This window comes from Novosphingobium sp. TK71, from assembly GCF_055361505.1.
In genome coordinates this window covers 721,723-737,052 of sequence record NZ_JBSZKA010000001.1, presented here as the reverse complement: position 1 = coordinate 737,052, position 15,330 = coordinate 721,723, and the positions used below count along the sequence as shown (strand labels likewise).

Sequence of the window (15,330 nt, the reverse complement as noted above, 5' to 3'; positions counted from 1 at the left end):
GAAATGGTCAAATGGGTTGGCTGACAACCGCGAACATCTCAGCGGTGGCCTTGTGGTTATCGACCGGGGGGCCCTTGCCGATCTGGCCGTGGCAAATCGCCAGCGAAGCCTCGACGATGTAGCGGCAGCGCTCGTAACGACGGGCGCGATAGGCCGCGAACGCCTCCTGGGGAGCGGTGTGCGCCGAGAGTTCCTCGGCCAGAACCAGCGCATCCTCGATCGCCATGCCGGCGCCCTGCCCCAGATGCGGCGTGGTGGCGTGAATGGCATCGCCCAGCAGCACCACCCGGCCTGCATGCCAGGGGCCGTGAACCATCATGCCTTCGAGCGGGCGGTAGACCACGCCCTCGTCATCGGTGATATGTTCGGCCAGTTCGCGGATTGCCGGTGCGGCCCCGGACAACCTCGCGCGCATCGCCGCGGCCAGGCCATCCACCGGATAGCGGGGATTGTCCGGCTCCGGCGTGGTCGCATAGATGTACATCGTGTCGGCCGACATCGGCACGAGGCCGACGCCGGTAGGTCCGTTGTAGACGTGAAGCGCATCAAGCCCTTCAGCGCGCGGAAAGTTGTAGCGCCAGACCGACTGACCGGTGAATTCCGGGCTTTCCGCCTGAGGCAGGACCATGCGGCGGGTCTGCGAATAGACGCCGTCAGCGCCGACCACCACATCATAGCGGCCGTCGGAGCCATCGGAGAAGCGCACGAAAACGCCCGTTTCATCCTGATCCAGCAGTTCGACAGTCACGCCGAGGCGGATCTCGGCGCCGAGGGCCCGGGCGCTGTCGCCAAGCACCTTCTGCAGGGCACGGCGGCCGATACCGACATTGGAGGGCCTGCCCTCCACCAGTCTCGGCGTGGGAATACGGGCCACGCGGGTCCCGTCGGGAAGGTAGATCTCCACGGCATCGAACCCGCAGGCCGCATCCAGAAAGGCTTCGAGCACGCCGAGCTGGTCCATCGCGCGGACCACGTTCGATTGCTGGATGATGCCGACGCCATAGACGGACCACTCGGGATCGCGCTCGATCACGGTGACGCGATGCCCCTTGCGAAGGAGCGCAATCGCGGCGGAAAGGCCGCCGATGCCACCGCCGATCACGAGAATATCGAGTTTTTCCATATACCTGCTTTCAGGAACGCCATCCGCATCCGCCACGATGCGCCGCCATTCTTCTCCCATGCCCATCGCGAGCCCGTTGCCGGAGGGATTGCAGGACCGCTTGCCACAGATCAAATTTTTTGTTTTTGTCCATTACCAACGATGGAATCGATACCTGATGCGCCTGGACAAGTTCGACCTCAACCTGTTGATCGCCTTTGAACTGCTGCTGGAGGAACAGAACGTCACCAGAGCGGCACAGAGACTGAACCTGACGCAATCCGCGATGAGCGCCGCGCTGGGTCGGCTTCGACTGGCGCTGAACGATGAACTGCTGGTGCCGCACGGCCGCCGGATGGTGGCCACGCCCCATGCGCTGGCGCTGGCGCCGATGGTATCGGAAGCGGTGCGCAATCTTCGCGTGCTGATCTCGGGCGCGACCGCCTTCGATCCCGCCACGTCCGATCGCCGCTTCGAGATCGCGGCTTCGGACTATATCTCGACGGTGCTCCTCAGTCCGCTGCTGCCCCAGCTCAAGCACGAGGCGCCCGGGGTGGAGATCAACGTCGTCCTGCCCAATCGGGAATCGAGCGCGCTTCTGGAAGACGGCAAGCTCGATTTCCAGCTCACGCCCGAACAATACCTGAGCCCCGACCACCCCAGCGAACTCCTGTTCGAGGAACGGCACGTCGTTGTCGGATGGTCGGGCAATCCAGTGTTCCGGCAGGAAATGACAGAGGAGGCGTTCCTGTCCTGCGGTCAGGTCGCGGTGCGGATCACCGGCGTTCCCTCCTTTGCCGAGCGCCACCTGCTGGCATCGGAAGACCGCCGCCGGATCGAGGTGACGGCGCCATCGTTTTCGCTGGTGCCATGGTTGCTGCCCGGCACGAACCTGCTGGCCCTGATGCACGAACGCCTTGCCCAGGTCTTCGCGCCGCTGCTGCCGCTGGAAATCCGTCCGGCGCCGATGGCCATGCCGGCGATGCGCGAGATGATCCAGTACCATGCCGCCCGCACCACCGATGCAGGGATGATCTGGTTCAAGGACAAGCTGATGACGGCAGCACGCTCCCGGTGAACGCCGGCCTCATACCAGGCGCGAAGGCGCTGCCGTAAAGACCTCGGTGCCGTGCGGCTGCCGGGCGCGGAATTCCAGCGTGCCGCCCAGCCGGACGGCGCGTTCGCGCATTCCTACCAGCCCATAGTGACCTTCGCGGCGCCCCGCTTCCCGGATCGCATCGGGCAGGCCGATACCGTCATCCGCGATGGAGAGGGTGAGCTTGTCCGCCCCATACCGGATACGGATTTCGACCGATGAAGCCTCCGCATGGCGAACGGCATTGGCCAGCGCCTCGCCGACGATGCGGGCCAGTTCGTCCGCCACCGAGGCGCGGATCGGCCGGACGCTGCCTTCCTCCACGATCGTCCAGCGCAGGGCCGAAGGTACGATGCGGGCCGCGAGCGGAGCCAGCAAGGGCGCCAGCGGCACCGGCTCGCGGTCCTCCCGCAGAGAACGGACGCGGTCGCGCCCTTCGAGCAGCACGTCGTCCGCCCGCTCCAGCGTATCCTCCAGCGCGCTGCGGGCCTTGTCTCCTTTGGGGAGCAGTTCAACGATGGACTGGAACCGCAGCATCAGGCCCTGGAAACCCTGCAGCAGGGTATCGTGAAGCTCCCGCGCGATCCGCTCCCGCTCGGAGAGGCGGGCCTCCAATCGGCTGCTGGCCTGCGCCGCCACCGTTCGCAGGCGCCAGCGATAGAATGCCCAGACCGCCGCGCCGATCGCCAGACATGCGAGAGCGAGGAACCAGCCCGTCTGGTAGAAGGCCGGAGCGATGGTGAAGGCGATTTTCGCGCCCTGCCGGTTCCAGACGCCGTCGTTGTTCGAGGCGATGACGCGGAACTCGTAATTCCCCGGACCAAGGTTCGTGTAAAGCGCCTGGCGCTGGTGCCCGGCATCGACCCAGTTGCCGTCAGCGCCGCGCAGGACATAGCGGTATCGGTTGGCACCGGCATCGGTAAGGCTGAGAGCGGCGAATTCGATCTCTACGCGGTCCGTGCCGACCGGCAGTGCGATCACGCTATCGGACGGAGCATGCAGGGTCTTGCCCGCAATCAGCGAGCGGATCATCACCGGCGGCACGACGTCGTTGCGCGTCAGCCGTTCCGTATCGATCCAGGCCAGCCCCTGGTTGGACGCCAGCCAGAGCCGCCCGCCGCCATCTGCCGCCAGGTCATTGGTGCCGAACACATTGGATCTTGCCCGGAACCCTTCCTCATGGCCGAAGAGGTCGAACGGCAGGGCGGCGCCGGGCCTCTGGAAGGCGCGGTCCAGCCCCTTGGCCGGAATGCGTGCGATCCCCGTCGCCCCGATGGTCCAGACCGCACCGTCCCCAGTTCGGCCAATGCCGGTCACGCCGGCCAGCACGGGATAGTCCCGCTCGGAAAGGCTCTCGAGACGCGTGCCCCGCAGCCGCGCGATGCCCTTCTGCCCGCCGAACAGCAAGCTCCCCCCGCTCCCGACGACGAGGTTGACCGAACCGATGCGGTTTGTGCCTGCCGGCCAGAGGCTGATCGCCGAGCCGCCCGCGATGCGCTGAAATCCGGCCTTGCTGCGGCCGACGAGCAATGTGCCCGGCCCATCGGGGCGCAGGGTCAGCACGGTGCCGTTCCGGTCTCCTGCCGGACCGGAGGCAGGCTCCAGCCGAGTGCCTGAAAGCCGATAGACCCGGTCCATGCCGGTCCAGAACGTTCCCGTATCGTCCACGGTGCAGGATACCGAAAGCGGACCTGCTATCGCTTTGGACTGCGCGACGGTTCCGTCGCCCCGCAATGTCAGCAGGTAATTCCCGTCAAGGCCGATGGCCAGCAGGCGCCGCGCATCGCCGCACAGGACGCCGAGGGACGCCTTGCGGAAGATCAGTTCCGGCTCCTCGCGGTCCCGCCCGGCCCGGTAGACACCGGAAAGCCCGGCATAGAACACATGCCCCGAGCGCGGATCGGCCACGAACCCCGTCACCACCGCCTCGTGATTGCGCGGCCGGGCGACATTGCTGGCGGAAAACCGGTCGAGACCGGATTCGGTGCCGACCCAGACATTGCCCTCGCGGTCTTCCAGAACCGACAGGGCAAGTGATGCGGTCAGCCCGTCCCGGTCGGGAAGCCGATCGAACACGGGCCTCCCCGCCGCCGTGGAGGGAACGACCCGGGCGAGACCATCATCCTGACCGGCGATCCACAGGGCATCGCCGCGATCGAAGGCGATCTGCCGGCGAACGTAGGGGGTATTGACGGGAGACAGCGGGGCGATAGGCCCGCCGCCCGACAGGTTGCGAAGCCCGCCCTCGTCGGCCAGCCAGATACGATGACGGGAATCCTCGGCAAGCGCAGCGAACGAACCGGCGCGGGCCCCCAGCGGCTCGAAGCGCGAGGCCCCCGGAGCAAGGCGGAGCACGCGCGATGGCTGGGCGACATAGAAGCTGCCGTCCGATGCGCTCAGCATCGAGCCCATCGCCGCCTCGGCAAAGCCCTGCGCCGGTCCGAAATAGGTCCATCGTCCGTTGAGGTAGCGCGACAGGTTCATCACGCCCTTGCGGTCAACCGCGATCCAGACGGCGCCGTCGCGGCCCTGCCGGATGCCGTCCACCCCGCCCGAAGGCGGCCGCGGGTTCGCCCCTCGCAGCACGCCGCGATGAGGACCGCTGCCGCGCAGCACCGCGATGCCGCCGAAATCATAGCCGACCCAGATGTCCCCGTTGCGGGCCGCCAGCAGCGCCGTGACCTGTATCGACCGGCCGGGATCGTCGTCCACCGGATTGACCCGTTCGAAGCGAATGCCGTCGAAGCGGTAAAGCCCCGTGGAAGTGCCGAGCCAGAGGACCCCGTCGCGCCCCTGGGCCATCGCGCGGATATTGCCCGGAGCGCCGTCTCCCAGCGACCAGCGCGTATGCCGGAACTGATCGAGCCTGCGGGCCGGATCGAGCGCGGCGCCGGGCCCGGCAAGGCCCAGCAGCGGCAAGGTCCAGAGCAGCGCCGCGAAACGGCGAGCCAGTGGCCTCATTCCGCGCCGGGGTTCTGAAGATCCATGCGGATATTGAACCTGTCCGAACGATAATGCGCGTAAGTGCGCAGGAACGGCCGGTCCTGCCGATCATAGACGGTGCGGGTGATGCGCAGGATCGCGGACATCGGCTCCACCTGAAGCCGCTCCACGCAAAGCACGTCGGCCAGCATGGCGCCGATGGTCTGTTCCGCCCGCGCGGCGTGGTGACCCGCCTCGTCCAGCAGCTTGAGGATCGGGGCGCGCACCAGCGACGCCTCGTTGACCACCGCGCCCAGTTCGCCCGGAACGTAGCTGACGACATAGCCGATCGGCACCCCGTCAAGACAGCGCACGCGCACCGCCCGGACCACCTCGGCCCCTACGCCCAGCCCCAGCGCGCTTGCCACGGTGGCGGTCGCCTCGCGCCTTTCGACCGAGATCACGTTGACCGTGGTGCCCTGCCCCAGCGCCAGCAGCGAATCCACCGCCTGGTCGATGTTGGCCTCCAGCGGCTTGGCCGGGGATTTGAACACCACGCGCGTGCCAAGGCGGCGCTTGCGCTCGACATAGTTCTGCTCGGCCAGATCGTTCAGCACGCGGCGCGCGGTAATGCGCGAGACGCCGTAGATTTCGGAGACTTCCGCCTCCGTGGGCATGGCGCTGCCAAAGGGACGCTGGCCGCTCAGGATCTCGTCGCGCAACATGAGGTAGATCTGGTGATAGAGCGGCACTGCCGCATCGCGATCGAGCACGTCATTCCCCCGGGAGGTGTCGGGCCAAGGACGCCCGCCTTGGTCCGACCCTGCTCTTCGGAGCCAGCCCCCGCTTAGTCAAGTCGCCGCCGCCACGCGCCAGACCGGATAGCGGCCCATCAGCAGCAGCGAGAACCCTCCCGCCACCAGGCACCCGACCCCCGCCATGAGCGCCGGATCGTAGCGCCCCATCGTGTCGAAGGCCCACCCGTAGACCACCGGACCAAGGCCTCCGCCCAGCGCGATCACGGTATAGAAACAGCCGTAGATCGTGCCGTAGTTCCGCCGCCCGAAGTAGCGCGCGATGAGATAGGCCAGCAGGTCGAACTCGAAGCCCGCCCCAAGGCCCAGCGCAATCACCGAAAGCACGGCATGGGTGGTGTCGAGTTGCGGCTGCGCCATCATAAAGCTGCCGGTGGCGGGCATGGCGAGGATCACCAGCGCGCAGCCGGGCGCCCAGAACCGGTCGAGGAGCCAGCCGCCGATCACCCGTCCCGCCATCACCGAAAGCCCGAATCCGGCCGTGATCGCGCCGATCTCCGCCAGCGCAAAGTGCCGGGTGCGCAGGATATTCTCAAGATTGGGCGTAGGCGCGGTAAGCGCGAAGGCGATCAGCAGGAAGGCGAAAGTCATGATCCAGAAGCGCCTGTCACGCAGCGCCTCGCGCAGGGTCAGCCCGCTTTCCATGACCGGCGATGCTTCCTCGCCCGAACCGCACCGCTCGCCCCTTTCGCGAAACAGCAGGGAAACCACCGGGAAGCCGATCACGATCGGCAGCGCCCCGATCGCCACGAACGCCCAGCGCCAGCCGAAGTCACCGATCAGCCAGGCAGCCAAGGGCTTCACGAGGAAACCGGTGATGCCCGTGCCGGTGCTGGCCACGCCGATGGCGAGCCCGCGGTGACGGTCGAACCAGCCGTTGACGGCATGCATCCACGTTGCCGTCAGGGTTCCGGCGCCGACCACCGACATGAGCACCCATTGGCCGTAATAGATCCAGAGCGTGCCGTCGCTGAGCGAGAGGCTCATGAAAGTCAGGCCGAACAGCAGCAGCGAGACTTGCGCCACCCGCCGCGCACCGAAACGGTCCACGGCAAAGCCCGCCATCGGCCCGGTCGCCATGACCACCAGCGACTGCACGGTAATCGCGCCCATGAGCGCGGCGAAGCTCCAGCCGAAAGCCTTCTGCAACTCCGGCGCGAACATGCCCGCCGTATAGAACGGCAAGGGGCTCAGCCCCATCGCCAGTCCCACCATCGCCGCGAAGACCACGACCCAACCCGCGCCGCTGTCTCGCGCCGGAAGGCTGCGATCGGACGTCGCTTCGGGAGATGAAGGCCCTATCTCCGCAGAAGACGGTGCTGCTGTCACCATCGAATTCGAACGCATTTTTCACCTGTCGGAGATTGGGCCGCCCCGCTCTGGACGGACACTGGACAAGGCCGCGATCCTGACACAGTAATAGTCATATTGATATACCATAAAGGACGGGCCGCATGACCACCGCCAGCACCATCAGGCGCCGCTACGTGACTGCCCCGATTGCCGGCAAAGCGATCGGCAAGGGAGCGGAAGCAGGCCGGCTGGTTCACTACCGGGTCTGCGGCGAAGGGCCGGCGGTGGTCATGCTTCACGATTCCCCGCGATCCTCCCGCCTGCACACCGCCACGATGAAAATGCTCGCCAGCCGGTTTCGCGTCTTCGCCCTCGACACGCCCGGTTACGGCAATTCGCAGCCGCTCGGCCTGATCGATCCGGCGATCCCCGATTTCGCCGAGGCTCTGCGCGAAGCGCTTGCGGCGCTGGGGCTGGAGGAAGCCCCGCTTTACGCCACGCACACCAGCGCCAAGATCGCGCTGGCCCTCGCCGCGCGGGGCGGCAAGATGCCGCTGCTGGTGCTGGACGGCCTCTCGATCCCCGACGCCCCCGCCCCCGAAACCTTCATCAACGCCTATATGCGACCCTTCCGCCCGGATGCCGACGGGGCCTACCTCGCGGCGGAATGGGTTCATGCCCGCGACATGCTGCGCTGGTTCCCCTGGTTCTCGCGCAAGGCCGAGAGCCGCATGGCGATGGATGCCCCCGCGCCGGAATGGCTGGAAGACTACGGTATCGACCTGTTCAGCGCCGGACCGCACTATTCCGACGCCTATGCCGCCGCGATGCGCTGGAACCCGCTGGAAGACCTGCGCACCGTGCAAGTGCCGACCCGGGTGGCCGCCCGCAGCGACGACGTGCTCTACGGGTTTCTCGGCAAGGTACCCGTCGATCAGAACGACAGGCTGACGGTCGAAAGGCTCGGCAGCGATCGCAACGAATGGCTGGACTGGCTGGCGGAAACGCTTGCGGGAGCGGGAGCGGGAGCGGGAGCGGCATCGCCACCCCCGCCTGAAGCCGCACCGGATGCGCAGGCCGGCTATGTGGACCTTCCGCAAGGTCAACTTCACTGGCGCCGGAACCTGTCGGGCAGCGGCCGAACGGTGCTCGCGCTTTCCGCGCCGACCACCCTGGAAGCGCAGGCATGGGCACAGGCCCTCGCCGGTTCGCGCCCGACACTCGTGCCCGACCTGCCCGGATTTGGCGATTCCGATCCGTTGGCCAAACCGGATGCCGACCTTCTGGCCAATAGCCTGGCCCAAGTCATCGAGCATCTGGCTCTCGGCAAAGTGGACGTGCTCGCCATCGGCCTTGCCGCGCCGCTGGGCGCCAGGCTGGCGGCGCGGCGTCCCGATCTGGTGGGAGCCCTCGTGATCCACGGCGCGCCCCACATGGACATCGACGCCGCGTTCAACGCGGCCTGCTGCCCGGTCATCCCCTTCGATGCCCATGCCGGAACCCATCTCCACCGCATCTGGCATATGCTGCGGGACAGTCAGGTGCAGTGGCCATGGTTCGACGGCACGCAAGGCGCAGCGCGCAAGTCCGCGGCGCTGCCCGAACCGGCGCAGATGCACGCCGCGCTGACCGGCGTGCTCAAGCAACTCCCGCGTTATGGCGACTGCGTGGCCGCCGCCCTGACTGCCGCCTCTGCAGAGAAGTGGCGGGAAGTCACGGTCCCGACCTTCGTGACCCTTGGCGACGATCCGGCCCAGCGCGAGGCGGAGGAAGTAGCAGGCCTCCTGCGCGATGGGCAAACCTTCGTCCTGCCCGCCTCGCCGCAGGAAGGCGCGGCCATCCTGACCGCCGTGCTCGGCGCCGCCGTCCCGGCCGCATCGTGAGCGCCGGCATCGAGAGCGCAGCGCCGCTCGCCGCCGCGTTCCCGCGCCGGTCCTATGCCTGGTACGTCCTCGCGCTCCTGACGCTGGCCTATGCGCTGGCTATCCTTGACCGGGTTTCGATCGCGCTGCTGATCGAACCGCTGCAAAAGTCGCTGGCGATTGACGATACCCAGTTCGGCCTTCTGCAAGGCATGGCGTTCAGCGTCGTCTACAGCGTCCTGGGGCTACCGCTGGGGATGCTGAGCGATCGCTGGCGGCGCGTGCCGCTGCTGCTGGGCGGGCTTACGCTCTGGAGCCTGGCAACGATCGGCTGTTCGCTCGCCACCACCTTTCACGAACTCTTCGCCGCGCGAATGATGGTGGGCGTGGGTGAAGCGGCGCTGGTGCCGGTCGCGACATCGCTGATCGCCGACTACTTCGCACCGGACGTGCGGCCCAAGGCTTATGGCCTGTTCGTGACCGGCAGTTCGCTCGGCACGGCCGGAGCCATGGCGCTGGGCGGCCTGTTCCTCGACTGGGCCGACGGGCTGATCGCGGGCCTGCCCGCCGTATTCGGCGGCATGCAGACCTGGCAGGTGGTCTTCGTGCTTTGCGGAGCGCCGGGCATCGTTCTTGCCCTGCTGCTCTGGCTCACGGCGCGGGAACCGGCCCGGCAGGGCGGCGCAAGGGCGACCGAACCGATCAGCCTGCGCCCGATCCTTCGCCTGTTCGCCCGCCGTCCTGGCGCATTCGCGCTGTTCATGCTGGGATCGGTCCTGAACCTCGTCTGCGTTTATGCCATCGTCGGCTGGTTCCCGGCGCTGTTCATCCGCGTGCATGGCTGGGGCGCCGCCGAAACCGGGAAGATTCTCGGTCTCTACGGCTTTCCCGTCTCGATCTTCGCGGCAGTGAACAGCGGCTGGGTCATCGCCTGGCTGGCCCGGCGCGGGCATGCCGACGCACCGATCCTCTGCGCGATGGGCTGCGCCGCCTCGATGGCGGTATTCGGCACGCTTGCCTGCCTTGCGCCAAGCGGCAGCCTTGCGCTGGCGGGATATCTGCTGAACGCCCTGTTCCTCAACTGGAACACCTCGGCCGTCTATTCCGGCTTCGCGCAGATAACCCCCAATGCCCTGCGTGCGCAGGTCATGGCGCTCCAGACGATCGCTTCGGGCCTGATCGCGCTCACGGCGGGCAATTTCATCGTCGGCTTCCTGTCGGACACGGTGTTCACCGGCAGGAGCGGCATCGCCTGGTCGCTGGGAAGCGTATTCTTCGGCTGCGGCCTCGGCGCCTTCTTCGTCCTCATGGCGGCGCGGCGCAGCTTCCGCGCCGCCGCCGCCGAACTTGCGGGAGAAACGGCATGACCGGCCTCGCCCCGCTGCTGGACCGACTGGCCGAGACGCTCGGCCCGGACGGCATCCTCACCGATCCCGCCAGCCTGCGCCTCCATGGCTCGGACCTGCTGGACGAAGGCGCGGACTGCGCCTTTGTCGTCCGCCCCGCTACGGTGGAGGCGCTTGCGGAAGCGGTCGGGTTGATCGGGCGGGCCGGGATCGCCATGGCCCCGCGCGGCGGCGGCCTTACTTATGTTCGCGGCTATACGCCCGCCGACCGCCGCTTCGCCGCCATCGACCTGTCCCGCCTCGACCGCGTGATCGCGGTGAGCGAGGAGGACATGACCATCACCGTGGAGGCCGGCGCGACATGGAAGCAGGTCCACGATGCGCTTGCTCCGCTCGGCCTGCGATTGCCGTTTTTCGGGACCTTTTCCGGCAGCCGGGCCACGGTGGGCGGCGGCCTGTCGAACGGCGCGCTGTTCCTCGGCACCGCGCGTCACGTCTCGGCGGCGGAAGCGGTCGTTGGCATGGAAGTGGTACTGGCGGACGGTTCGATCCTCCATACCGGACAAAGGGCCGTCGCCCGCGCCCCGCGCCCGTTCCTGCGCACCTTCGGCCCCGATACCACCGGCCTTTTCGTTCATGACGCAGGCGCGCTGGGTATCAAGGCCCGCATTACCCTGCGCCTGATCCGCGCCCCGGGACACTTCGGCTATCTCTCCTTCGGTTTCGAGCGACAGGCCGACGGCATCGCCGCGCTTTGCGAAGTCGCCCGCGCCGACCTTGCCGAAGATGCCTACCTGATGGACGCCGACAAGACCCGCAGCGCTCTCTCCGGCCCGACCGATCTCCTCCGCGACGCCCGGATGCTGGCCAAGGTCGCCGGGCAGGAACGCGGGCTCCTGAAGGGCTTGAGGGCCGGTGCGAAACTCGCCCTGGCGGGGCGCTCGTTCATCGCGGCGGGATGCCATTCGCTCCACCTCGTCCTCGCCGGCCGCAGCGAGGCGGCCATCGCGGCGGACAGGCACGCGGCGCGGGCAATCGCCGCCCGTTTCGGCGGCCGCGAACTGCCGGACTCCATTCCGCGCGCGGGCCGCGCCGACCTGTTCCCGCCGGTCAGGGACATGATCCTCGGCCCCCTGGCAGACCGCTGGATCGCCCTTAACGCCAAAGTCCCGCACAGCGAGGCGCAGCGCCTCACCGCGGCGGTGGAAGCGCTGCTGGCCCGCCGCCAGTCCGCACTGGACGCCGCCGGCGTGACCGTCTCGCGCCTCATAACCGTGATGGGCACCCATGCCTTCAGTTACGAGCCGGTCCTGAACTGGCGCGATGCCTGGTTGCCGCTGCACCGCGACGTGCTGGGCCCGGCGAGCCGTCTGGAGGAGCCGCCCGCCGCGCCGGATGCACGCGCGCTGGTCATGGAAGTTCGCGAGGAACTGATCGCCCTGTTCGCGCAACTGGGCGCAGCGTCGAACCAGATCGGGCGCACTTATCCCTATGCCTCGGTCCTGCGCCCGCAAGCGCGCGCGCTGCTCGAAGCGCTCAAGCGCGCGGTCGATCCCCAAGGGCTGATGAACCCCGGCGCGCTCGAACTGGGCTGAGCCGGGGTTCCATCCGGCTCAGCCTGAATAACTTTTATCAGCGACTTAGTTCGACAAGTTCATACCATGTCTGCATATATCCGCCGACACCGCCCTGCACGAAGATCGCATCATCGTCTGCCGTCACCCACAGCTCGTAGGGCGGATGGGCATGACCATCGACAGAGATCATGCCGCCTGCATCGTCGGTGAACTGGTACTTGTAGCAATCGAACGTCCCCGCCGCGACGGTAACGGTCTCCTCTCCGACGAAGCCGAGATCGATGTTCGATTCCGCGATCAGCGGCGGCGTCGCGCCGCGATGGTCGGGCGAAGGCAGGAAGCAGCGGAAATTGCGCTTGTGCACGCCCAGCGAGCGGTCGATCTTCTTGGTGATATAGGCATCGCCCGAGATCGGATGCGTGCCGAAGCCGTCGAAATCGCCGCCGATCGGCATCTTCTGCGAAATACGGCCGATCGAGGGACCGTAGCTTTCGCATTCCACCGTGTCCTCGCCGATGATGAACAGGCCCGAACCCATGAACCTGTCGCCGATCGTCAGGCGGACGAAGCAATCCATCGGACGGTCGTTCTCGTCGAGGCTGTAGACCACGTCGCGGTGAACGGTGGGCGCGGGCTCGTCGATCTCGCATCGTGCGCGCAGGGAGCGCTTGCCGTCGGTGTGGTCCGTGAAAGTGAACCATTCGCGCCCGCGTTCCTGGCCTTCACGGCCCGGTTTGCGCGAGGTGTAGAGGATCTTTCCGCTGATCGTGCGATGCTGCTGCATGGTTGCTCCGTAAGTCAGAGAGGGGTTGCAATGCCGAGGAAGCAGGCGATCAGCACCAGCACCCAGATGGTGAGGACGCTGATGCGCGCGCGGCCGTTGACGGCGGCGATCACGCGGTCGGTCTCGGGCGTCGGGCCGCTTTCGCGCATCTGCACGATGGCGGGAAACAGCGGCACCAACTGGCGCCGCACGACAAGACCGAGCGTGATGCAGGCGCCCAGCGCCAGCATCTTGAGCGTGATGAACAGCGGCAGCGCGATCTCGCCCGAAAGTCCCAGGATCACCGCCGCCGCCAGCCCGGCCAGCACGATGTAGCGCACGAGAATGTCGAAGCGCTTGAACGCCTGTCCCTGCGGGCCGTGCTTGAGGTGTACCGTCCAGGCCAGCGCCAGCCATGCCAGGCCCAGCACCCCTGCGAGGATCGCCCAGCTTGCGGGCAGATCCAGCCATCCCTTGGCGACAGCAAGCCCGAAACCGGTCGGAAATGCGAGGATCAGCGTGGTGCGCGGCGCCATGTCGATATTGTTGAGGATCTTGAGCGCCATCATGCGCTCTGCCACCGAACGCTTCGGATCGACCATGAAGCGCGAACCGTAGAATGCGCCAAGATCGCCGCCCAGCCAGTAGACCGGAATCAGGATGTGAAGCAGCGTAAGCAGCGAAAGACCGATATCCATGGTTCAGGAATGTCCTGCGAAGAAGGCGGCCATCGCGTCATGGCGAACAGCGCGGAATGTGGGATCGTCGAAGCGCGGCAGTTCCAGGAAGCGGCCGTTCGGCAGCAACGGCGCCAGCCGCACGCTGGCATCGTAGAGCGGATCGTTGGTCGCCGCCGTCACCAGCGAGGGACACTGGATCAGCGACAGGCGCCGGTCTGCGGGCCACTTGAAGGCCGCCCGGTAATTGAGATGGTACGTCGTGCTCGCCTTCATCACTTCGGTGACCCAGGCGTGCAGGTCCTCCGCGCTGCCCAGCCCGCCGTCCCGCCGCCCGGCGCGGGTGCGGCGATACCACGGGAAGAACAGGTACTGATCGCGGCAGAACTGGAACAGCCGCGCCAGATAGGCGCCGTCGAGGTCGGGCTCGAACGGGAAAGCGTAAGTGGCGAGAATCTCTTCCAGTTCGGCGCCTTCGATCAGGCTCACCCCGTCAAGCACGAGATGGCTGACACGCTCCGGAGCGAGTATCGCCAGTTCCGCGGCGATGGCGGCGCCGGTGTGCGAACCGTAGAGACGCACCCGCTCCAGCCCCATTGCGTCGAGATAGTCCACCATGGCTGCCGCCAGCGCGGTAATCTCCGGCTCCTCGGCGCAAAGCGCATCGGAATCGCCGTTTCCGGGGGTGTCGGGCGCGAAGACCATGGCTTCGCCCGCGAAATCCTCGATCAGGCGCACTTGCTGGCGCGAACTGCCCGGCGAGGCGTGAAGGATGAGCAGCGGCGCGCCTTTCGTGCCGGCCGCCCTGTAGTGAACCTGCCCCTGCGCAAGATCGGCGAAACCGCGCCGGATGCGGATCTGCGTATTCATCGTCAAAGCTCCCCGCCTTCGATCACTTCGAGCAGCGCGCCCTCCGGCGTCACCAGCACCCCGCTGCGGCGGCCATCATAGAGCGGCCCTTCGCGCACCACCGGCATCGCGGCCCAGTGCCCTTCGAGCCGCGCAAGATCGGGATGAAGCATGGTCGTGATGGCAACGCCCGGCGGCAGAGCGCCGGGATGGCGCGGACGCTCGGTCGCACCTTCGGGATACTGGTCGAGCTCAAGGAAGACCTGCCCCGCGCCCTTGGCGGTCACCAGTTCCGTCTTCGCATCCTCGTCGAGACCGAAGCTGAGCGTGATCATCGAATAGCGGATCGCCACCGGATCGATTACCGGCAATCCGAGCACGTCCTTCACCCACTGCGCCGACTTGCGCAGGTCCGGGCAGGCCAGCACCATGATGAAGGGCCGGTCGACGAGGGAGCGAGGCTGGGGAAGGCCGGTTTCCGGCCCCGGAGCAAGGATTTCGGTGAGGTAGACGGTCTCCTGGTCTGCCCCGCGCACCTGCATCGGCTTCACGGTGGCGAAACCGTCCAGTTCCCTGGGCGGACCGATCACCTCGAACGGGCTTTCCAGCATCCGCAGGTTCACCGCTTCCACATCGGAAACGCACAGTTCGATGGCGGCCCAGCCATAGCTGCGGATCGGCGCGTAGCCGGGTACCGGATCGCCTTCGACGAAGCGCAGGAACACCGCCTCGCCCGAGGCGGGCTGCATCAGCGCATAGCCGCGTCCGGCACTGGCAGGTGCCTGCCAGGCGGCAGCGAGATCGGGGGGAACCGCTCCCTGTTCGACGAGGCGATAGCCCATCCAGTCCCGATACCGATCCACCGCCGCCGGAAGGTCCGCAACGACGTGAGTGGCGCACTTGAGTAAGGTCATTTCGCTTCCCTGCCCGATCCGCTCGATTATTTGATATAGTTTTATATCATAATGCAAGTGACAATCGTGCCTTGCCTGCACATGACCTGTCCGCCCTGCGGCACGGCTCTCCGC

12 protein-coding genes are annotated in these 15,330 nt (G+C 67.1%); 4 read left to right on the top strand and 8 right to left on the bottom strand.

Annotated features, from left to right (window positions below; translation table 11 throughout):
- Window positions 1-7: 7 nt before the first annotated feature.
- Window positions 8-1,123: an FAD-dependent oxidoreductase gene (locus ACXJ16_RS19560; protein ID WP_463923074.1), complete on the bottom strand. Its 1,116-nt coding sequence runs from the start codon at window positions 1,121-1,123 to the stop codon at window positions 8-10.
- 157 nt (window positions 1,124-1,280) lie between these two features.
- On the opposite strand from ACXJ16_RS19560, the gene ACXJ16_RS19555 reads away from it, so the two are divergent.
- On the top strand, window positions 1,281-2,180 hold the full coding sequence (locus ACXJ16_RS19555; RefSeq protein WP_054441897.1) for a LysR family transcriptional regulator: 900 nt from the start codon (window positions 1,281-1,283) through the stop codon (window positions 2,178-2,180).
- Window positions 2,181-2,189: 9 nt separating this feature from the next.
- Here the strand turns inward: ACXJ16_RS19555 and ACXJ16_RS19550 are convergent, their stop codons facing one another.
- The 3 genes from ACXJ16_RS19550 to ACXJ16_RS19540 all read right to left on the bottom strand — a co-directional run bounded on the left by ACXJ16_RS19550 (window position 2,190) and on the right by ACXJ16_RS19540 (window position 7,282).
- The gene (locus tag ACXJ16_RS19550) at window positions 2,190-5,159 is read right to left on the bottom strand and encodes a sensor histidine kinase (protein WP_463923073.1); all 2,970 of its coding nucleotides are present in this window, start codon (window positions 5,157-5,159) and stop codon (window positions 2,190-2,192) included.
- The gene (locus ACXJ16_RS19545) at window positions 5,156-5,893 is read right to left on the bottom strand and encodes a GntR family transcriptional regulator (protein ID WP_054441896.1); all 738 of its coding nucleotides are present in this window, start codon (window positions 5,891-5,893) and stop codon (window positions 5,156-5,158) included. Before ACXJ16_RS19545 ends, ACXJ16_RS19550 begins: the two co-directional genes overlap by 4 nt.
- A gap of 78 nt (window positions 5,894-5,971) precedes the next feature.
- Window positions 5,972-7,282, bottom strand: coding sequence for an MFS transporter (locus ACXJ16_RS19540; RefSeq protein WP_463923072.1), 1,311 nt, complete (start codon window positions 7,280-7,282; stop codon window positions 5,972-5,974).
- Between the two features lie 107 nt (window positions 7,283-7,389).
- Here ACXJ16_RS19540 and ACXJ16_RS19535 point away from each other — a divergent pair, with 107 nt between their 5' ends.
- From ACXJ16_RS19535 to ACXJ16_RS19525, 3 genes are read left to right on the top strand one after another with little or no spacing between them, the layout of a single operon-like run.
- Entirely contained in the window at window positions 7,390-9,111 is a 1,722-nt protein-coding gene (locus tag ACXJ16_RS19535; protein ID WP_463923071.1) for an alpha/beta fold hydrolase, read from the top strand.
- A complete protein-coding gene (locus tag ACXJ16_RS19530; RefSeq protein ID WP_454798126.1) occupies window positions 9,108-10,457 on the top strand; it encodes an MFS transporter in 1,350 nt (449 codons plus the stop codon). The genes ACXJ16_RS19535 and ACXJ16_RS19530 overlap by 4 nt, the downstream gene beginning before the upstream one ends.
- Complete coding sequence (locus ACXJ16_RS19525) at window positions 10,454-12,031, top strand: FAD-binding oxidoreductase (protein WP_463923070.1); 1,578 nt, start codon at window positions 10,454-10,456, stop codon at window positions 12,029-12,031. The genes ACXJ16_RS19530 and ACXJ16_RS19525 overlap by 4 nt, the downstream gene beginning before the upstream one ends.
- Window positions 12,032-12,068: 37 nt before the next feature.
- Here the strand turns inward: ACXJ16_RS19525 and ACXJ16_RS19520 are convergent, their stop codons facing one another.
- The 4 genes from ACXJ16_RS19520 to ACXJ16_RS19505 are packed head-to-tail and all read right to left on the bottom strand — an operon-like array spanning window position 12,069 to window position 15,216.
- Complete coding sequence (locus tag ACXJ16_RS19520) at window positions 12,069-12,797, bottom strand: DUF3108 domain-containing protein (RefSeq protein WP_463923069.1); 729 nt, start codon at window positions 12,795-12,797, stop codon at window positions 12,069-12,071.
- Window positions 12,798-12,811: 14 nt separating this feature from the next.
- Entirely contained in the window at window positions 12,812-13,474 is a 663-nt protein-coding gene (locus tag ACXJ16_RS19515) for a hypothetical protein (RefSeq protein ID WP_054441891.1), read from the bottom strand.
- Window positions 13,475-13,477: 3 nt separating this feature from the next.
- Complete coding sequence (locus ACXJ16_RS19510; protein WP_463923068.1) at window positions 13,478-14,323, bottom strand: alpha/beta fold hydrolase; 846 nt, start codon at window positions 14,321-14,323, stop codon at window positions 13,478-13,480.
- A 2-nt stretch (window positions 14,324-14,325) separates the two neighbouring features.
- On the bottom strand, window positions 14,326-15,216 hold the full coding sequence (locus ACXJ16_RS19505) for a VOC family protein (RefSeq protein ID WP_463923067.1): 891 nt from the start codon (window positions 15,214-15,216) through the stop codon (window positions 14,326-14,328).
- Between the last annotated feature and the right edge of the window lie 114 nt (window positions 15,217-15,330).